This window comes from Novosphingobium colocasiae, assembly GCF_014652555.1.
Lineage (GTDB): Bacteria > Pseudomonadota > Alphaproteobacteria > Sphingomonadales > Sphingomonadaceae > Novosphingobium > Novosphingobium colocasiae.
In genome coordinates this window covers 99,815-119,016 of the sequence record NZ_BMZA01000006.1, presented here as the reverse complement: position 1 = coordinate 119,016, position 19,202 = coordinate 99,815, and the positions used below count along the sequence as shown (strand labels likewise).

20 protein-coding genes are annotated in these 19,202 nt (G+C 64.8%); 9 read left to right on the top strand and 11 right to left on the bottom strand.

What is annotated here, in order from left to right:
- Positions 1-25 precede the first annotated feature (25 nt).
- The 5 genes from IE122_RS10335 to IE122_RS10315 form a co-directional block, all read right to left on the bottom strand.
- Complete coding sequence (locus IE122_RS10335; protein ID WP_189621090.1) at positions 26-544, bottom strand: cytochrome b; 519 nt, start codon at positions 542-544, stop codon at positions 26-28.
- Between the two features lie 10 nt (positions 545-554).
- Complete coding sequence (locus IE122_RS10330) at positions 555-2,609, bottom strand: TonB-dependent receptor (RefSeq protein WP_229813991.1); 2,055 nt, start codon at positions 2,607-2,609, stop codon at positions 555-557.
- A 131-nt stretch (positions 2,610-2,740) separates the two neighbouring features.
- Positions 2,741-4,132 (bottom strand): porin, encoded by a 1,392-nt coding sequence (locus IE122_RS10325; RefSeq protein WP_189621131.1) that lies wholly within the window; start codon positions 4,130-4,132, stop codon positions 2,741-2,743.
- A 254-nt stretch (positions 4,133-4,386) separates the two neighbouring features.
- Positions 4,387-5,139: an NYN domain-containing protein gene (locus tag IE122_RS10320; RefSeq protein WP_189621089.1), complete on the bottom strand. Its 753-nt coding sequence runs from the start codon at positions 5,137-5,139 to the stop codon at positions 4,387-4,389.
- Positions 5,139-5,477, bottom strand: a complete 339-nt coding sequence (locus IE122_RS10315; RefSeq protein ID WP_189621088.1) for a hypothetical protein — start codon at positions 5,475-5,477, stop codon at positions 5,139-5,141. The genes IE122_RS10320 and IE122_RS10315 overlap by 1 nt, the downstream gene beginning before the upstream one ends.
- An 821-nt stretch (positions 5,478-6,298) precedes the next feature.
- Between IE122_RS10315 and IE122_RS10310 the strand changes: the two genes are divergently transcribed.
- Genes IE122_RS10310 through IE122_RS10300 form a run of 3 tightly spaced genes read left to right on the top strand, consistent with a single transcriptional unit; the run spans position 6,299 to position 7,970 of the window.
- Positions 6,299-6,673: a PadR family transcriptional regulator gene (locus tag IE122_RS10310; RefSeq protein ID WP_189621087.1), complete on the top strand. Its 375-nt coding sequence runs from the start codon at positions 6,299-6,301 to the stop codon at positions 6,671-6,673.
- On the top strand, positions 6,663-7,241 hold the full coding sequence (locus IE122_RS10305; RefSeq protein WP_189621086.1) for a DUF1700 domain-containing protein: 579 nt from the start codon (positions 6,663-6,665) through the stop codon (positions 7,239-7,241). Before IE122_RS10310 ends, IE122_RS10305 begins: the two co-directional genes overlap by 11 nt.
- Before the next feature lie 12 nt (positions 7,242-7,253).
- Positions 7,254-7,970 (top strand): GIN domain-containing protein, encoded by a 717-nt coding sequence (locus IE122_RS10300; protein ID WP_189621085.1) that lies wholly within the window; start codon positions 7,254-7,256, stop codon positions 7,968-7,970.
- Between the two features lie 91 nt (positions 7,971-8,061).
- Here IE122_RS10300 and IE122_RS10295 read toward each other — a convergent pair whose 3' ends face one another.
- The 3 genes from IE122_RS10295 to IE122_RS10285 all read right to left on the bottom strand — a co-directional run bounded on the left by IE122_RS10295 (position 8,062) and on the right by IE122_RS10285 (position 10,188).
- The gene (locus tag IE122_RS10295; protein ID WP_189621084.1) at positions 8,062-8,928 is read right to left on the bottom strand and encodes a metallophosphoesterase family protein; all 867 of its coding nucleotides are present in this window, start codon (positions 8,926-8,928) and stop codon (positions 8,062-8,064) included.
- Between the two features lie 10 nt (positions 8,929-8,938).
- On the bottom strand, positions 8,939-9,814 hold the full coding sequence (locus IE122_RS10290) for a diacylglycerol kinase family protein (protein ID WP_189621083.1): 876 nt from the start codon (positions 9,812-9,814) through the stop codon (positions 8,939-8,941).
- 95 nt (positions 9,815-9,909) lie between these two features.
- The gene (locus IE122_RS10285) at positions 9,910-10,188 is read right to left on the bottom strand and encodes a hypothetical protein (protein WP_189621082.1); all 279 of its coding nucleotides are present in this window, start codon (positions 10,186-10,188) and stop codon (positions 9,910-9,912) included.
- 278 nt (positions 10,189-10,466) lie between these two features.
- On the opposite strand from IE122_RS10285, the gene IE122_RS10280 reads away from it, so the two are divergent.
- Positions 10,467-10,778 carry a UrcA family protein gene (locus tag IE122_RS10280; protein WP_189621081.1) on the top strand — a complete coding sequence of 104 codons (312 nt, stop codon included), beginning with the start codon at positions 10,467-10,469 and terminating at the stop codon, positions 10,776-10,778.
- An 800-nt stretch (positions 10,779-11,578) separates the two neighbouring features.
- Here the strand turns inward: IE122_RS10280 and IE122_RS10275 are convergent.
- The 3 genes from IE122_RS10275 to IE122_RS10265 all read right to left on the bottom strand — a co-directional run bounded on the left by IE122_RS10275 (position 11,579) and on the right by IE122_RS10265 (position 15,448).
- Positions 11,579-12,307: a LytR/AlgR family response regulator transcription factor gene (locus IE122_RS10275; protein ID WP_189621130.1), complete on the bottom strand. Its 729-nt coding sequence runs from the start codon at positions 12,305-12,307 to the stop codon at positions 11,579-11,581.
- Between the two features lie 90 nt (positions 12,308-12,397).
- A complete protein-coding gene (locus tag IE122_RS10270) occupies positions 12,398-13,798 on the bottom strand; it encodes a sensor histidine kinase (RefSeq protein ID WP_189621080.1) in 1,401 nt (466 codons plus the stop codon).
- A 126-nt stretch (positions 13,799-13,924) separates the two neighbouring features.
- On the bottom strand, positions 13,925-15,448 hold the full coding sequence (locus IE122_RS10265) for a fumarate hydratase (RefSeq protein WP_189621079.1): 1,524 nt from the start codon (positions 15,446-15,448) through the stop codon (positions 13,925-13,927).
- A 190-nt stretch (positions 15,449-15,638) separates the two neighbouring features.
- Here IE122_RS10265 and IE122_RS10260 point away from each other — a divergent pair, with 190 nt between their 5' ends.
- From IE122_RS10260 to IE122_RS10240, 5 genes are all read left to right on the top strand, one after another.
- Positions 15,639-16,250: a protein-L-isoaspartate O-methyltransferase family protein gene (locus IE122_RS10260; protein WP_189621078.1), complete on the top strand. Its 612-nt coding sequence runs from the start codon at positions 15,639-15,641 to the stop codon at positions 16,248-16,250.
- A gap of 2 nt (positions 16,251-16,252) precedes the next feature.
- Positions 16,253-17,704 (top strand): TolC family outer membrane protein, encoded by a 1,452-nt coding sequence (locus tag IE122_RS10255; RefSeq protein ID WP_189621077.1) that lies wholly within the window; start codon positions 16,253-16,255, stop codon positions 17,702-17,704.
- 101 nt (positions 17,705-17,805) lie between these two features.
- Positions 17,806-18,264: a DUF2497 domain-containing protein gene (locus IE122_RS10250; protein ID WP_189621076.1), complete on the top strand. Its 459-nt coding sequence runs from the start codon at positions 17,806-17,808 to the stop codon at positions 18,262-18,264.
- A gap of 45 nt (positions 18,265-18,309) precedes the next feature.
- A complete protein-coding gene (locus IE122_RS10245) occupies positions 18,310-18,744 on the top strand; it encodes an acyl-CoA thioesterase (RefSeq protein ID WP_189621075.1) in 435 nt (144 codons plus the stop codon).
- A complete protein-coding gene (locus tag IE122_RS10240) occupies positions 18,741-19,115 on the top strand; it encodes a (2Fe-2S) ferredoxin domain-containing protein (RefSeq protein WP_189621074.1) in 375 nt (124 codons plus the stop codon). The genes IE122_RS10245 and IE122_RS10240 overlap by 4 nt, the downstream gene beginning before the upstream one ends.
- Positions 19,116-19,202 lie beyond the last annotated feature (87 nt).

Genomic DNA, 19,202 nt, shown 5'->3' with positions numbered 1-19,202 from the left:
TCCCTCGTTGTTCCAGGTTGAGGTCCTACAGCATGCGTCGCAGCACGCCGTCGCGGAGGATGAAATGGTGGCGCAGCGCGGCCAGCGCATGCCCCGCCACCAGCGCCAGCATGATCCAGCCACCCAGCTCGTGAAATTCATGCGCGAACCCTGCCAGCGCACTGCCTTTGGCCACCGCCAGCTTGGGTACCGCGAACAGCCCGAACCAGCTCAGCGGATAAGTGCTCGCCGAGGACATGATCCATCCGCTCAGCGGCATTGCGATCATAAGCGCATAGAGCACGACATGAACGCCGCGCGCCGCCGCAATCTCTGCCGCGCCCATGCCGGGCAGCGTCGGCGGCGCGGTCCACGCCAGCCGCCACCCCAGCCGCGCGCAGGACAGCACCAGCACAGTCAGCCCCAGCGCCTTGTGGAACGGCATCAGCCGGATCAGCTTTTCCAGCGGATCATGCAGCAGGCCGGTCGCCAGATTGATCGCGATCATCGCCGCGATCAGCCAGTGCAGCAGGCGTGCAACGGCGTTGTAACGATCTGCCTGCATGCCCTTCCCCCTACATCGTGAAGTGCAGCCCAGCCCACAGCGTGCGCGGCGTGCCAAGGTCGATCGTGCCGCCCGAATTGCGCGTCACGATCTCTTCGTTGAACAGGTTCTCCGCCCGCAGCGTCAGCGATGCGCCGGCCACCAGCGGCACGCGCGCCACCATGTCGAGCGTGGTCGCCGCAGGCAGGACGTCGGTCTGGAGATCGTCCTCGTACTGCTTGCCGACATGGCGCAGCGTCGCCGCCACTTCCCAGCCCTTGGCCGGCACCACACCCAGCGTGCCCGATGCGGCGAATTTGGGGGTCTGCGACGGCAGCATCCCGGTCAGCGGCGAGGCCGCGCCGTTGCGCACTTCGGCATCGGTCCAGGTCAACGAGCCGTCGAAGCGCAGCGGGCCGGTGGCGGCGTGAGCGCCCAGCTCAATACCCCGCGAACGCAGGCGATCGACGTTCTGCCGTTCGCGCAGGTTCGTGCCGATCGTGACATTGGCGATGGCATCGCGGATGCGGTTGTCGAAGGCGGTGGCGGTGATCTGCACGCCCTCCATCGGGGTCAGATCGATCCCCGCCTCGAACCCACGCAGCTTCTCGGCGGTCAGCGCGGCATTCGCGCGGGTGACCACCGGGAACACCGTGAAAGGCCGATACAGCTCGTTCAGCGTCGGCTGGCGCAATCCGGTATAGGCCGCCGCGCGCAGCGCCGCGATCGACCCCAGATGGACCAGCGCCCCGCCGCGCCAGGTCACGGTCCAGTCGCTTTGGGTGGCATAGTCGGTACGGCTGGTGACCGTCCCGGCGGGGTCCAGCACCTGGTAGTAACCGCCAGCCTGGCGCGTCCGGTCAGCGCGCAGGCCACCGGTCAGCACCAGCGGGCCGACCGTCACGTCGCCGTCGGCATAAAAGCCCACGTCCGAATTGACCCCGCCCGCCTCATGCTGCTCGCGAACTTTGCCCACATTGGGCCCGCTGGTGAAATAGGCCCGCTCCTTCATCGTCCCCGATGCCCGGCGCCAGTCGACCCCCAGGCGCAAGCTGCGTCCCTCGCCCACCGGCGGGCGCAGTTCGAACTTGCCGCCTAGCCCGCTCGATGGCGTCTTGTACTGATCGAGCGACTTGAGGAAATTGCTGGAGGAGATCACCACGTTGCTGAAGTTGCGCACCTGGACATAGCCCAGCGCATCGAACTGCCAGTCTCCCCGGCCCACAAGCCGGATGCTGGCGTCCTCGCCCTCGCTGGCGCTGTCCGCACCGGCGAAGCGCAGCGTGCGATCATCGCGGAACACCAGCAGGCGGCTTTGCAACTCGATGTCCGAGGTCAGCGGGGCGACGATGCGCGCACCGGTGGACCACGATTCGTACCGCGCCTGCACGCTCGCGGCCACGCGCTGGTCCTTCGGCGTGGTCCAGAACCCCTCGCCCCGATCCCAGCGCCCGGTAATAACCGCGAAGCCGCCGCCCAGACGCGGTGCCACGCTGCCGGAAACCTGGGTCTCGCCGCGCTGATCGACCAGCGCATCGGCGGATATCAGGCCCAGCTCGTCGGGCCCCGCGCTTTCCAGCTCGATCGTGCCCGACAGCGAACCCAGCCCGAACGGGCCCGACCCGCCCCCGCGCGTGACGCGGATGCGCGACAATGTTTCGGGCACCAGCGCCGGATAGGGCACATAGCCGAAGAACGGATCGGCCATCGGCACGCCATCCAGCAGCACCAGCGCACGGCTGGTGGCATTGCCGCCCAGCGCCCGCAAGGTCACCCCTTGCGCCGAAGGATTGGAGGATCGGCTGTCCGAACGCCGGAATTGCTGGAAACCCGCGACCGAGGACAGAACGTCCTCCGCCCGGCCCGATGCCGATGCGGTGATCTGCGTGCGATCCAGTTCCACGGTGGAATAGGCCGGGGTTCCGGGCGTCTGTTCAAGCCCATGCCCGGTGACGATGATCGCCGCCCCGTCCGCCTCCTCGGCGTGGGCAACATGGGGGGCCAGCGCCGCCATCAGCGCGAACGCCATGGCGCGCGGGGCGCTCGACCGGGCAAGCCGGCCCGCCAGGTAGTGGGTGTCTGCCATAATCTGCGACTTTCACGGAAGACGGGTGGAAAGAGATCGGCAGCCTTAGCGCGATTGCGGCTATGAGGAAGACCGGGCGAAAGGGGTCGCCCGGCAAGTGGGGATAACTTGCCGGGCTCTCGGTGGTCGGTTCAGAAGAACAGGATGCCGCCCAGCGCCATGGCGTCGCTCGACGCCTGGTTGCCCGAATGCGCCTTGGCCTTCGAATGGACGTATTCGCCGATCAGCGTCACCCAGCTCGTCAGGTTGTAGCGCAACTGCCCGACATAGCTGGAATTGACCTTCACCAGGTCGGGATTGGCCGCAGCGTCCGCGGCATTGGCGTACTTGAGCGAGCTTTCACCGTAGCTGCCGCCGACGCCGATCTTGCCGAAAGTGGCCAGCGCCTGGGCATAGAAGCCGTTGCTCTTGCGCGGGTTACCCACGGCATCGGTATCGAACAGCCCCAGCACGGTGGTGCCAAGGCCCTTGGCGGTGTAGTAATACCCGGTGACGGCGATCGGCCCGGCCGTCACCTTGCCGCCCGCATCGATGCCCTGCCCGGTATAGCTGCCGCCCGTGACGATATCGTGCTTCTGCGTCACCCCCGAAACCCAGAACCGCGTGCCGACCCCGGCCAGCTTGCCGTCATATGTCAGCTTGCCCTGGAAGCCGGGGGACGAACCGGACTGCGCCGGCCCCGTCAGCGACTGCAGCGGCTGGAACACGCCCACGGACGCCTGCACCCCGCTGAAATTGGGCGAGGTATAGGTGATCTGCGGCTGGAAATCCGTGTAGATATACCCCACTCCGATCCGGCCGAGCGTGGTGTTGCCCGGAGCGACATTGCCGCCCGGCGTGCCCGAGGACAGCAGCGTGATATCGTTCAGGATGCCTTCGGAACCGAACAGGCCGATGTCGCGGCCGATCTTGAACGTGCCCACGTTCTTGCGTCCGAACGTCAGGTAGGTCTGGCGGAAATCGATCCCGGCGGTGGCGAGCGCAGTGGGCTGGCCGCCGTTGTTCGCACCCAGCGTGCCCCACGCGGTGCTGTTGATGCCGGGATACATCCCGAAGAACGCGCCCACATCCCAGCCTTCCTGCTGGCTGGTGACCGATACGGTCAGGAAGCCGGGCAGCAGGCCGTTGCGGACCGCGCTCGAATTCTTGCCGCCCACGCTGGCGACACCGCCGACGACGCTGGTGGTGGCCGAAGGCGTGTCCGGATTGTCGTGGACGTAGAACCCGTTGACCGACCCCGCGAACTTGATCGTCGCCGGGCCGACCTGCAGGCCGATGCCGCTGTCGGTCATCTTCACCATCTTGCTCAGGTCCAGCCCGGCCCCGTCGCCACCGCTGGCGGGCGTGGCGCGCGCTTCGGACTTTTCGTCGCTCAGAAGCTCGTTGTATTCCTCGTCGCTCAAGATGCCCTTTTCGTGCAGCCGCTTGAGCAGCGCCTCACTGCTGCCGGCAAAAGCCGGCGCGGCCGTAGCCGCCAGAACGCCAAGCGCGACAGTGCCGCGCAGCATGATCCTGGAGATCATCATCCATCCCCCTATTGGTGGTTACAGTCGTTTGTTGGCTCGACTGGGACGGAAGATGAGCCGGACGCGCCCGGCGCGGTATTGGACTTTGGGCAGTTGTACTTTGGGAGGATGGGGTGGTTGCCGCGAGCATAGCGTGAATTTCGAAAATCCATACCATCTTTGAAATACAAAGAAATTGCAAAAGCATACCTGTCGCTTCAGCAAAGTGCTGGCTTTGGAGATAAATTTGCTGCGAGTGTGAAAGGCGGCAGCTAGCCTTCTTGTTCTGATGGATCCACAACCGTATCAAGATCAGACGGAGCGGCCTCGGGCTTTTCTGACCGGACCTCTAATTCAGTCTCTCGATTTTTGTCTTTTTCATCATTCGATAATAGCGCCAAATCCATAAATTCTTGAGGGAAAAACATCTCGTTCAGTTTCAAGTCCGAAACAACATCGTAGGTATCAGCCTCCCGCACCAAATCCATGTTGGGCGGAATCGAAGACGTCAAATGTATCAAACTGATATTAGCCCCAAACTCCTTGATCGCCCTAAACAACGGTAGAAAATCACCATCGTTAGTTAAAAGAAAAAGTCTTTCCAACCGCGATGCGCTAGCCAACTTTAACGCATCGCAGCATATTTCAATGTCGACCCCTTTTTCACTCTTTTGGAATCTATTGTGGAATTTCGGGGGGACTAATTCATCTACGAATTTCTCAAATTCAGCAGATTTCTTTAATTTATGTCCGCAATACTTAAATTGCAAGTCGCGAACCTTGCCTGGAGTGGCGTACTCCGGGGAACGGAAGAATTCACCAACGTTGGCCTCATCACCGCTCGCAAAATAAAACGTAGCTCTTTTATAATTTCCCCCATGCAAATCCAACAGCGATCGCATCTGGTAATTGACAAATGTGTGAACACACAACTTTCTATTCTTGAATATTGGCTGGGCGCGTTGAAGTTGGCGAATTTGCGCCATGAGAGCCGAGCCATCAATAAAAAAATAGTTACCATTCATCAGCACGTAACGTCGCCGTTTTCTGGCATTGCGCTGGCACATGCCTCATAAAACAAAGTGTCGCAATGCAGCAAAAATGACTCAATGAAGCGTCCATGATAAATGGCGTACTCGGCTGAAGTCAATTTGGTTTCACGGGGCGCAAGAATGTAAAATACCAACTCTGAACCGTCCGTAATTTTCGGTCTAAGCCAAGCCTTCTCAAACCATTGTGGGGCGGTGTGAGTAAAGTCGCCTTCACCATCGTACGACCACGTTTCAATATGCTCGTCGTCAATCGCCTTCTTGTAAGTAGCAAGAAGCTTTTTTGGTGTAGTAGTTTTGAAGTGAATCGCCATCGCTTGTCCTATACCCGATCACCTTATGGCTCAGAATGGTCGAAGGGAAGCCCATGGTCGAAATGAGGGGCTGATGTAATCGCTGGTCTAGCGGACTTCCCTCCTTCACCGATCACCCTCCCAGCCCCAAGGCCCATCTCCAGCAGGAATCGTCGCCGCCACCTTCATAATTACGGTGATAGTGCATTAAATTGACAGCACCGGTCCCCCCGCACAGGCGATCTGACATCGTGCTGCCGATGATCGCCATGTCGGCCCCGGTTTCCTACACTTCCACCCCCTGCTAAAATCCGTGCCGCACCAGCGCCGCTCTTTCGCATCGTAGCTCCGCCTATCCCCGGCACGCTTGATTTTTGCGCGCAAGGTGTAACTTTCGCAAATCGTCAATAAGCACCTGACAAACCATCACAAAATGTCAAAATCGAAAGTTACACGGTGTAACCTTTGTAAACTTCGCCCCCCGGCCAGCGCGTCCTCATCCGCCCAGCGCCACGCCCCACGGCCCATCGCCGGCGGGGATCGTCGCCGTTGGTTTCAGCGTGGTCAGGTCCACGCAAACAGATTGCCTTTCACCCAGCACTCGTACTGAGCGGCGATGGACGGAGCCTTCTCAGGGGCCAGGTCCGCCGCCGCAACGCGCCATATCTGCGCCGTCTTGCAGACGCCTCATCGCCCATGGAAAACCTCTTTGGTAGCCAGCGCGCATGGCCAGATACCTTCTTAAAACAGGTACCTTTCATCGATATGTATTTTTCTATGCATGGTACCTTGCATCACACAATAGCTTGCGATACATGATGTTCATCCACAGGAGATGATTCGTGTCCGAAGCCATCGAAGTCCAACTGAAGAAAGGGGTTCTCGGCCTGTGCGTGCTCGCCCTGCTGTCACGTGGTGACAGCTATGCCTATGAAATCGCCAGCCGCATGGCTGACGCGGTCGATATGGGCGAAGGGACGATCTATCCGCTGATGCGGCGCATGCAGTCCGAAGGCCTTGTCGCCACGTACCTTGAGGAATCGCCCTCGGGTCCGCCCCGCAAGTATTACCGCATCACCGAAGTCGGCCGCGATCGGCTGGCGGCGCAGGTGGCCGAATGGCGCGCCTTCGTCACCGCTGTCGAAGGCCTGATCGAAAGCCCCGCACCGGCTGCCACGCCCGTCGCGCAAGAGGGGGAGCAAGTCCATGACGCGTAACGAATTTATCCGCCGCCTCAAGGCCGGCCTGAAAGGCATTCCCGAAGCCGATCTGGCCGATATCGTCGCGGACTATGACGCCCACTTCGATGCCGCGCTGGCCGAAGGGCGCTCCGAAGCCGAAGTCGCCGAAGCGCTCGGCAATCCGGGCCGGCTGGCGCGCGAGCTGCGGCTGGAAGCGGGCATCCGCAACTGGCAGAGCGACCGCACCCCGTCCTCGGCGTGGGCCGCCGTGCTGGCCTTCATGGGGCTCGCCACGATCGACATCCTGATCCTGCTGCCGATCGTGCTGCCGGTTCTGGGCGTGATGTTCGGCCTGTTCGTGGCGGTGGTCGCCATCTTCATCGCCGGCGGCTTCGTGATGATCGCCGGGCCGTTCAGCGGCTTTCCCGGTGGTGCCTTCGTGGCCGTTTTCGCGGGGCTCGGGCTGATGGCCGCCGCTGTCGGAGCCGGAGCGCTGCTCACGCTGGTCGGCATCTGGGTGGTCAACGCCCTGATGTGGTTCGGCCGCCTTCACTATCGGGTCATCGAACCCGCCATCCACCCCGCCGATCCGGCGCGGGCCTGAGGAGTCATACCCATGGTCAGGAAACTGCTCATCGTTTTCGCCAGTGGCATGGTGCTTGCCGTGCTTGCCTTCTCCGCCGCCTGGCTGGTCGGCGGCAAGACCCTCCACGACCAGATCGCCAGCGGCGACGGGTTCGAATGGACCATCGACGATGATGGTCACGAGGAGCACGGCCCCCGCAAGCGGATCAACCTGCCGCTCGATCCGGGCAAGACGGTGGCCATCGCCGTCCCGGTCAGCCTGGAATTCGCCCGGGGCGACCAGGCCCGGCTCGAGATCGCCGGCCCCGCCGCTGCCGTGGAACGGCTGGCATGGAAGGACGGACGGCTTTCGCTGCGCGGCGGCGGGAAGCTCGATCGCACCCTGCATGTCACGCTCTATGCCCCGCAGGTCCCTGCCCTCGCCCTCGATGCCCCGGCCGACGTGACCCTGGCCGGGCTCGACCAGGAGGATCTGCGGATCGATGCCGATGGTGCCGTCTCGCTCGACGCTTCGGGCAAGGTGCGCCGGATGGTGGTCAATGCCCGGGGCGCGGGGAGCTTCGATCTTGCCGATGTCGAAGGCGATGACGCGACCGTGCGCGTCGATGGTGCCGGCAGCGTGGACATTGCGCCGCGCCATCTCGCCGATGTGGAGATTCGCGGCGTCGGTTCGGTATCGCTGCACCGCAAGCCCCAGGTTCTGCGCAGCAACGTCTACGGCATCGGCTCGATCGATCACGATTACTGATCGTCCCTGAGCACAAGACGGCCCCCGCAAGGAAAGGGCCGCGTCGGCATGTCCGGCGCGGCCCTTTTCCGTTCGGCAAGGCCGGGGCGGATCAGTGCACCGGCGGATCGACAGCCGGGACATGCGCGACCGGGGCCACCGGCTCGCCCGGCTCACGTGGCGGCAGCGCGTTTTCAGGCAGCGCCGGGATCTGCATGTCCGCAGTGTGCACCTGTTCCAGATTGCGCGCGGTCACCCGCACCGTATCGCCGATGACCACCAGTTCGTTGAAACTGGGCGGGGTGGAGCGAATCCGCCGCGACAGCGTGCCCGCGCCGATCATCCGCAGCGGCCCCTGCTCCGTTTGCGCCGTCAGGTCGAACGGATCGTGGATATGGCCGGACAGCACCGCCAGCACATTGCGCCCTGCCAGCGCCGCCATCGCATGGTCACCGTTGATAGTCAGCAGCTTGCCGTCCTTTTCGCGCCGCTCGGGCAGCGGATGGTGGCAAGCCACCAGCGCGCGGGTGCCGGCGGGCAGCGCGTCGATCGCCGTGAGCGTCTGTTGCAGCGCCGCCGCGGTCACCCAGCCGTTGGACCACGGAAAACGCTGCCATTGCGCCCGCGTCGTGGTCTTGAGCGGGACGATCGCCAGCCCCGGCAGATCGATCTCCGCCTCCACCAGATGCTCGATCGCGCGAAAGCGGCGGTAGGGCGCGAAGAAGCGCTCATACAGGTTGAAATAGGGGATGTCGTGGTTGCCGACCTCGACCGAGACCGGCACGTCCAGCGCCTGGATCCAGTGGCAGGCAGCGGTGAATTCGCGGCTGCGCGCGCGCATCGTCAGATCGCCGGTGATGATCACCGCGTCGGGCCGTTCATCCGCCACCGCATCCTGCGCCCAACGGATCGCGCGCGCATCTTCCAGCCCGAAATGGATATCGCTGATATGGAACAGCCGGATCGGGCGCTCTGTCATCAAGGGTCCTTCAGGTCGCGGGCCCGGCTTGGGGGCAAGTCGCCAGCATATCGACGCGCGACGGCGCCAGTTCCACCACTTCCTCAGCCGCACCGTCGAACGGTTCGCCATCGATCAGCAGTTCCATCGGCTCGCCGGTGGTGCTGCGCAAGTGCAGCGTCCGGTGATGGCCCAGCTCATCGTGCGGCCCTTCGCGGAAGTTGCGCCCCAGCATGGCCAGCCCCTGCCCGGCGAGATCGCCCAGCGTATCGGCATAGTAGCCATTGGTTTCAAGGCCGGCGTCGAGCGGGGTCACATTGATCGCCGCATAGCCGTCCTCACGGCCGCCGTCGACACCGTCGCAGATGACGCGCGGCCCCTGGGTAGTACGGGCGATCGCCTCCGTGGTGGTGCTGACCAGTTCCATGAGATTGGCCTCGCGCATCGCCTCGCGGACATCGGACCATACCGCGCCGGGCCCCGCCAGCATATCGGCATAGCCATCGCCATGCCGCGTATGCAGCACCGGGGGGCGGATCCGCCGCCCTTCCCCACCCCCGACCCGGCCGACGATCTCGCCCGGCGGAACATCGCCGTGCAACCGCTTGGACAAGAGGTTCTGCGTGCCGCCGGGCAGCACCAGCACCGCCCCGCCCCAGCCTTGCACCGCGCCGAGCACGGCATGGGTTGTGCCATCGCCGGCAAACACCGCGAGGATATCGACCGAGGCTTCATCGAGCCGATCCGGTGACGGGGCGGGGTCGTCGGGAAAGAGGATTTCGCGCGCCAGATCGAGCCCGGCCTCGGCAAAAGCCGCCTTCAGCGTCGCGCAGGCGTCTTCGTCGTTGCTGCCGCTGGCCGGGTTGCGAACCAGCCAGATCCGGGGCGAGGTGCGGGCGTGGTCCATGTCGGTTCCTTGTCGCGGGGGCCCTGCGGCCTGGTTGGCGGAAAAATGCCGGTTCTTGCGGAGGAACCGGGCGCGGCGGCGCAGGTTCCCTGTCGCTATACCCGGCCGCGCAGGACCATCCAGGCGGATACCAGATTGCCGAGCGAATAGAGCGCGTAGAACAGGGTAAGACCGGGTGCGCTGGCCGGCGCGGCCACATTGATGAGCGCCATCACCGCCAGCAGCACCGCGAATTCGATCAGCAGGCTGGGGCGCAGGCCGTCGCGTCCGAACAGGAACGCCATGCGCGTGATGATCGGATGGCCGCTTTCCAGCACCGCCTTGTGCGCGGCGAAGTTGGCGATGCCCAGCAGGAAGACAATGAACAGGACCATGAACGCAAAATCCGCGTGCGAGGACAGAACCGGGGAAGTTCCGGCGCACTATGCGCCCCACGCGATTCGCCCGCAAGTCTGTGCGCGCCGCCGCCGGCATGTCGTTCGTCGTGCCCAGATGTCGTTCGTGGCAGCCGCTTGTCCTTGGTCGAGCCGGTTCGGCGACAGATCGACCTTCGCGTGAAGCGGCACGCGATTGCCGCCAAACAGGCTTCACACCGATCGCCTGCCCCCGCAACACCCCCCGCAGCGGCGATCGACCAGAGGAGGACTTTGACATGACCCGCACTTTCGCCATCGCCACGATCGCCGCCGCTCTCGTTGCTGCCGCCGCCCCTTCGTTCGCCGCCGAACCCGCCGGCAAGAGCATCGCCGTCTCGTTCAAGGACCTCGACCTGTCGAGCGCCGAGGGCCAGCGCACCCTCGAACACCGGATCGACAAGGCCGCCCGCTCGGTCTGCGGCATGGACGATGTGACCACCGGCACCCGCATTCCCAGCGCCGAATCGCGCCAGTGCTACGCCGGCGTTTCGAGCCGGACCCGCACCGCGATCGCCGAAAAGGTCAACAACGCCCGCCTGGGCGGCTGATCCGCGGCCAACGCTTCCGGCGACCGGGACCGGCTGACGACCCTTACCCCCCGCTTCGTCGCAGCCCCGCCGCCGTCCATGGAGTGTCCCCGAAGAAGGCATGCGTGACCAGACTTGAAAGGCCGTCCGGCAATCCGCCGGGCGGCCTTTTTCCTTGGCCCGGCCGCCGGGGCGAAAGTTACAAAGGTTACACTGTGTAACTTTCGTTTTTCCGATTTTATCTAGTTTTTTCAACTTTCTATGTACGAAATGCGAAAGTTACACTGTGCAGGCCAAAAACGCTCTCAGACCGCCGGAATCTGCCGATGACCATGAGAAGAACCGGGGTGGATCATGCCTCAAAGCGCAGGTTGTAGGAAAGGGCGCGATCCGGATCGCGCCGGGCATGGGCGCATGCAAAGACCAGGAAGAAAAGATCAGTAAGAATGATTCACGCGGAGGCGCGGAGGCGCAGAGAACTTGGTGAGTGCCGCAAGATTCTGCTCACCCTCAACGTGGAGGCAAACGCCCCGTTGAATAAGGATGCAGCGCTGCGCCAAGCGCAACACCTCTGCGCCTCCGCGCCTCCGCGTGAACCATTTTCGCCACCGGCCGGCCAAAGGCACAGCCATCCTTCCAATAAATCGTCGCCCTGAACTTGGTTCAGGGCCCATCAGGCCGTTGGCCCCGCCGCTTCGGTGGTGCGCCGCCTCGCGGTCACGCAGCCGAAACGCAAGGTCGCGCACCATGCCGAACACCGGCAAGGCGGCCCGATGGATGCTGAAACAAGTTCAGCATGACCAATCGGGAGACGATGAAGTCTACCGCCCTGCCATCTTCTTCACCGCCGGCAGATACGTCCGGCCGATCCGCAGCGCTTCGCCGTCTGCGGTTTCGGCGGACCATACGCCTACGCCATCGTGGCGCAGGCCGGTGACGGTATCGCGGTTGAGGATGCAACTGCGGTGGATGCGGATGAAGCGCTCGGGGTCGAGCTTTTCCTCCAGGCCGGTGATCGTCTGGAGCATAAGGTAGCTCTGATCGCCGGTGTGGAGCCTTACATAGTCACGCTCGGCGTCGATGCGGCGGACGGTTTCGGCGGCGATGCGGATCAGTTCGGAGCGGTGGGGGACCCAGAATTCGGTGAGCCAGCAGGCTTCCTGCTCGGGCTCTGCCATGACCGGCGCGCCGCTGCGGCGGGCCTGGACGCGGCTGACGGCGCGGGCGAGGCGATCGGGCGCGACCGGCTTCAGGACATAATCGACCGCATCGAGATCGAACGCTTCGACCGCGAATTCATCGTGCGCGGTGACGAAGATCAGCGCCGGAGCCTCGGCCTGGTCGGACAGGCGGCGGGCGACGGTGAGGCCATCGATCCCCGGCATGGTCAGATCAAGCAGCACCAGATCGGGTTCCAGGGCCGCGACCAGCCGCAGCGCGCTTTCGCCGTCGCTGGCGGTGCCCACCACCTGCACGCCGTCCTGCCGGGCGCAGATGACCTGCAACCGTTCCACCGCGAGCGGTTCGTCATCGACGATCAGGGTTCGCAGCACCCGGACAAACTCCCGTAACCTGGAGCATCGTGCGTTCAATCTGCGCCACAAGTGATTCAGATCTTACGCGCTTGGCTCTAACCGGGCTCAGGAGTGCCCGTTTGCGCCGTTCCATTCAAGCGGCAGGGTGAGCATGGTGGCAAATCCGCCTTCGGGCCGCTGGCCGAAGCGCACCTTGGCAGCAGCGCCATAGCGCGCGCGCAGGCGATCGCGGACGTTGCCGAGGCCGATGCCGAAGCCGGGCTTGTCGCCTTCGCCGGGGCGGCCGGGACCGTCGTCACTGACACTGAGATCGAGATAGTCGATCCCGCCGAGGCGCGATTGCCGTGCCGTGATCGAGATCGTCACCGGTGCCTGGCTGGCGGCGACCGCGTACTTGACCGAATTTTCCACCAGCGGCTGCAGGATCATGCCCGGCACCATCGCCGCCCCCAGCGCGGGATCGATATCGAATTGCGTGCGCAAGCGATCGGGGAAGCGCACCGCCTCGATCGCGAGGTAGAGCTTCTGCAGTTCCACCTCGTCCGCCAGCGTCAGGTCGCTGGTGGGATCGCCGGTCAGCGTGCGGCGATAGAAGTTGGAAAGGGTCTGGATCATCCGCTCGGCATCGTCGTGCCGGTTGGTCAGCACCAGCGCCGACAGCGAATTCAGCGTGTTGAACAGGAAGTGCGGGTTCACCTGATAGCGCAGTGATCGCAGTTCCGCTGCCGCTGCCGCGCGCCGGAATTCCCCCTCGCGATGTTCGGCGGCGCGTGCTTCCTCGGCCTTGGCGAAGGCGAAATAAAGCGCGGCCCAGGCGAGGACGAGGAAATAGCGGCTGAAGGCGGCATCGACGATTTCGAACCAGCCTTCGTCCTTGGCTTTGACCACGGTGTGCGTGGTCTTGCCGGTGTGGATTTCGATCCGCTGGGTGCCTTTGGACGGCGTTTCCGCTTCAGACGGCACGTCGGGCAGGGCCGGAATCGGCGGCGGCGTGGCGCTGTCTCCCGAAGGTGGCACGGGCGGGACAGGCGGGGCCGGGGCCTTGGGCGTGCGGATGATGGTCACGCCCGGCACATCGACCAGCAGGTTGCCGCTTTCATCCCGCTCTATGCGGACCTTGCCTTCCTCCCTTTCGGCCTCCTCGTCGGCGGCGGCGGCCGCTTCATCGGGACTAGCCATCCGCGCATCGATTTCGGCGAACACCGAATTGTTGATGACACTGAGCAGGAGCGCCAGCGGCAGCGCGCCGGTGACCACGACTGCCAGCCGCAGCCACGGCGGTCGGCGTTCAAGCAATTGCAGCAGCGGCCAGACCGCCAGCATCGTGAACAGCGACAGGACGCAGATCGTCAGCCGCCGCGAGACAATGTCCCAACCCAGATCAAGGCCGAGGAACGCGCCGCGCAAGGTGGCGACAACGAAGTAGCAGGCCCATAGCGCCACCAGCGACAGCACGACCAGCCTGGTGGGAACGCGGGGGGTGTTGGTGTTCTGGTCGACCGTCATTGCCGCCGGGATAGCGCGAAACACGGGTCTTGCGCCAGTTCCCCGGTCGGGCGGAATCGGCGCTTGGTCGAAACACGCCGGACGAAGGTGACGGCCCGGCTGCACGCAAGCCGGGCCACCCTGTTTTTACTGAGTCAGAAGGCCTTCCTTGGCGATCTTGTCCTTCCAGTGCAGCGGGGCGATCTGGTGGACGTTGTTGCCTTCCGAATCGACCGCGACCGTCACCGGCATGTCTTCCACGGTGAATTCGTAGATCGCTTCCATGCCGAGGTCCTCGAACCCGACGACCTTTGCCTGCTTGATCGCGCGGGCAACAAGGTAAGCCGCACCGCCCACCGCCATCAGATAGGCCGACTTGTGGTCGGCGATCGAGCGCGTGGCCGCAGGGCCACGCTCGGACTTGCCGATGCTGGCGAGGAGGCCGAGGTCCAGCATCGTATCGGAGAACGAATCCATGCGGGTGGCGGTGGTCGGTCCGGCGGGGCCGACCACTTCGTCGCGCACCGGATCGACCGGCCCGACATAGTAGATCACGCGGCCCCGGAAATCGACCGGCAGCGCCTCGCCACGCGCCAGCATGTCGGCGATGCGCTTGTGCGCGGCATCGCGGCCGGTGAGCATCTTGCCGTTCAGCAGCAGGCGATCGCCCTGCTTCCAGCTCTGCACCTCTTCGGCGGTCAGCGTGTCGAGGTTGACCTTCTTCGCCGCCGCGCTCGGCGTCCAGTGGACCTGCGGCCATTCATCGAGCTTGGGGGTTTCGAGGAAGCGTGGCCCCGATCCGTCCAGCGTGAAGTGCGCGTGACGGGTCGCGGCGCAGTTGGGGATCATCGCCACCGGCTTGCCGGCGGCGTGGCACGGCCAATCCAGGATCTTGACGTCGAGGATGGTCGAAAGCCCGCCCAGCCCCTGCGCGCCGATGCCCAGCGCGTTGACCTTGTCGAAGATTTCGACGCGCAGCTTCTCGATATCGGTCTGCGGCCCGCGCTCCTTGAGCTGGGCCATGTCGATCGGCTCCATCAGCGATTTCTTGGCCAGCGCGACGCAGTGCTCCGCCGTGCCGCCGATGCCGATGCCCAGCATGCCGGGCGGGCACCAGCCGGCCCCCATCTGCGGCAGCATCTCGATCACCCAGTCGACGATCGAATCGCTGGGGTTCATCATCTTGAACTTGGACTTGTTTTCCGAGCCGCCGCCCTTGGCCGCGACATCGACCGACACCTTCGAGCCCGGTACCATCGACACAGACAGCACGCAGGGCGTGTTGTCCTTCGTGTTGCGGCGGGTAAAGGCGGGATCGGCAAGCACCGAGGCGCGCAGCTTGTTTTCCGGATGGTTATAGGCCCGGCGCACGCCCTCATCGACGACGTCCTGCAGCGACCTGTCCGATTCCAGCCGGCAGTTCTGGCCCCATTCGATGAAGACATTGACGATGCCGGTGTCCTGGCAGATCGGCCGGTGACCCTCGGCGCACATCCGGCTGTTGGTCAGGATCTGGGCGATGGCGTCCTTGGCGGCGGGGCCCTGTTCGGCCTTGTAGGCCTCACCCAGCGCGCGGATGTAGTCCATCGGATGAAAGTAGCTGATATATTGCAGTGCATCGGCGACGCTTTCGATAAGGTCGTCTTCGCGGATGGTCACCATTTCGGCCATGACGTGCGGGCTCCCGGGTTGAACGGTTTGCGGCCCCCATAGTCCCCGATCGGGGACGCAGTCAAAGAGCTTGGCGAGATTGCGCGCTTGGCTTAGAAGGCCCGTCGCGCGCGCCGGCGACGGTGCGCCGGGCTCCGGCATCGCGCCGTACCGCCGGGGCTGCCGTGAACGACATGAGGAAACCCGTCTGATGACCCTGACCGAGGATCGGTCCACCCCTTCCGCCACCGCCATCCCTGCCGCCCGGCGCGCCATGATCGTCAGCCAGCTTCGCACCTGCGGCGTGAACGAGCAGTGGGTGCTCGAAGCGATGGGTCAGGTCGCGCGCGAGGATTTCGTGCCCGCGGACCTCAAGGAAGCGGCCTATATCGATCGCGGCATTGCCCTGGGCGACGGCCGCTGGCTCGCCTCGCCGCTGGTCTGTGCCAAAGTGCTGGCGGAAGCCGCGCCGGAAAAGAGCGATACCGCGCTGCTGGTGGGTGATGGTGCGGGCTATCTGGCCGCGCTGCTGCGCCCGTTCGTCGGCTCGCTCGACAGCGTGGCCCCGGCCGATGCCGCCAATGCGGCGGGTGCCGGCACGTACTCGCTGATCGTGATCGACGGCGCGGTCGAGGAACTGCCCGCTGCGCTGGTTGCCCGGCTGGCCGAAGGCGGCCGCGTGGTCACCGGTCTATCGCTGCGCGGCGTCACCCGCCTCGCCGCCGGTTGCAAGGCTTCGGGCCAGGTGGCGCTGCAGCCGCTGGCCGAGCTGGGGTTCGCCGTCCTTCCCGAGTTCGCGGCGCCCAAACGCTGGAGCTTCTGACCATGGACCGGCGGGCGGCGCGCGCCGGGCTTATGGCCTGCGCGTGCCTTGCGGTCATCTCGGCCCCGGTGAGCGCGGATACGCTGCGCGACGCGCTGGCCCAGGCCTATGCCGATAACCCGACTCTTGCGGCCGCGCGCGCGCAGCTCCGCGAGACGGACGAGGATGTGGCCATCGCCAAGGCCGCCGGCCGCCCGAGCGCCTCGGCTGACAACACCTACTTCGAAAACATCCAAAGCAGCCAGAACTCGTCGACCTTTTCGGTCAAGCGCGGGATCAACCTCCAGCCGAGCCTGACCGTGCCGATCTATCAGGGCGGCGGGGTGAAGAACCAGATCAAGGTCGCCCGGTCGCAAGTGAAAGCCGGCGAGGCGGACCTGCGATCGACCGAATCGCAGATCTTCAGCCAGGTCGTCGCCGCCTATATGGACGTGATCCAGAACGAGGCGCTGGTCCGGCTGAACCGCAACAATGCCGATGTCCTGACCACCAACCTGCAAGCCACGAGCGACCGGTTCGAGATCGGCGACCTGACCCGCACCGACGTCGCCCAGTCGCAGAGCCGGCTTGCGCTGGCGCGCGGCGACGTGCGCAGCGCCGAAGCGAACCTTGCGTCCGCGCGCGAACGGTACATCCAGCTCGTCGGCCGGGCCCCGGGCACGCTGGCCCCGCCCCCTCCCCTCCCCGGCCTGCCGCAGACGCCGCAGGAGGCGGTTGACGTGGCGCTGGACAACAACCCCGATCTGGTCGCCGCCCGCGAACGGATCGAGGCGGCGGACCACGCGATCGACGTGGCCGGTGCCGCGCGGCTACCCACGGTGAGCGCCGGGGTGACCGATACCTATAACAACTCGCTGGGATCGGCCTCCACCACCGTTCCCGGCTTTCCGGTCACGCAGAGCAGCAACGACGCCCAGTTCACCGTTCGCCTGTCGATACCGCTTTACCAAGGCGGTCGCCCCGCCGCGCAGCGCCGTCAGGCACAGGCGCTGGCCGGTGCCGCAATGGAGCAGGAAATCGCTGCCGAACGCAACGTCATTGCCCAGGTGCGTTCGGCCTGGACCGCCTGGCAGGCCGCGACCCGGCTGATCGACCTCAACCAGACGGCGGTCGATGCCGCCGCGCTCAGCCTCGAAGGGGTGCGCGCCGAAAACAGCGTGGGCAACCGCACCATCCTCGATATCCTCGATGCCGAGCAGGAAGCGTTGCGGGCGCAAGTGCAACTGGTGGTCGCGCGGCGCAACGCCTACGTGGCCGGGTTCACTCTGCTGGCGGCGATGGGCCGGGCTGAGGCGCGTGACCTCAATCTCGACAACCTCACGCTGTACGATCCCAAGGTGAACGCCGACCGGGCGAGCGGCAAGTGGTTCGACTGGGAGAACGATCCCGCCCCCGCAGCCAAGGCGACCCGGACCGTTGACACGCCGGTACAGGACGGCGAAATTCACGATTAACAGGCCGTTTGCACTGCTTGATTCCATGCCCCCGTCCGTGGCAGGATCAGGATAGTGCGATCGCCGGTGCTGTCCGGGCTCGCAGATCAGGGGGCTTATTGATGCGTCAGGCTGGCGAACCTTCGGTTGAGGATATCCTCGCCTCGATCAAGAAAGTGATCGCGCGCGATGGCAGCGGCGATATGACCGCTTACGCCGAACCGCGCCGCCCGCAGCCGCCTGCGCCCGAACCGGATGCCCCGAACGATGTGCTGGAACTGTCCGCCGAAGCGCAGTGGATCGGCTCCTCCGAGGCCACGGCCCGCGATGCAGGCGGCGAAGCGCCGCTGGTCGGCGAAGCAGTGCGCGAATCGATGCGCGATTCGCTGGCCGCGCTGGCGATGCTGTCCGAACCGGGCGTGCCGCCGCAGATCGTCCGCTCGGGCGAAACCTCGCTCGAAGGGCTGACGCGCGAACTGCTCAAGCCTGCCCTTGCCGAATGGCTGGAAAAGAACCTGCCGCCGCTGGTGGAGCGGATGGTCGCCGCCGAAATCGCCCGGATCGTCGGCAAGAGGGACTGATCGTCCCGGCTGGACCTCATCCCTGGGCTTGCCTAGGGAGTGCCGATGCCCAAGCCCGATCCCAGCCTTCTGAACCCGTCGCGATACACCGGACGGCATGTCATCATGCCGCGTTTCGGCGATCTCGATTACAACATGCACGTCAACAATGCCGCCATGGCCATGTTCATGGAAGACGCGCGGTTCTGCTTCAATCGCAGCAACGGCTTTTACGACGATCTGGGTGAAAGCAAGTCGATGCTGGTCAGCATCGCGATCGAATTTCTCGAACAGACGCACGTCGACACGCCGGTGACGGTCCACAGTGCTTATGAGCGCCTTGGCCGCTCCAGCCTGACGCTGCTCCAGCTCGCCACGCAAGACAATCGCGCGGTGGCCTTCGCGCGCAGTGTCGTCGTCACCGCGACATCGGCGGGGGTGGCAATGCCATTGCCGGCAGCCTTCGTCGAAAAGGCGCACACGCTGATGTTGCGGCCATGACCGCCGGACCGGCCGAAATCGCCCGCGCCCGCGCCGCGCTGGAAAAGACCGGGGCCGACAGCGCCCGCCGCCACATCTTCCTGTGCGCGCAGCCGGAAAAGGGCGAATGCTGCACCCCGGCGCGGGGCAAGGCGGCGTGGAACTATCTGAAGAAGCGGCTCAAGCAACTGGGCCTCGATGCCCCGGACGAAGGCGGCGGCGTGCTGCGCACCAAGGCCGATTGCCTGCGCGTCTGCGCTGCCGGGCCGGTCGCCGTGGTCTGGCCCGATGGCGTCTGGTATCATTCATGCGATGAGACGGCGCTCGAACGGATCATCCAGGAACACCTCATCGGCGGCGTCCCGGTGGAGGACTTCCGCCTGCGCTCCTAGGGTCAGGGCCCTAGGGCGCGTGGACAAAATTCTAACGTCCGGTTTCGCCCCGTTGCAGACATTCCCCCGCGTGGATAACGTGCCACC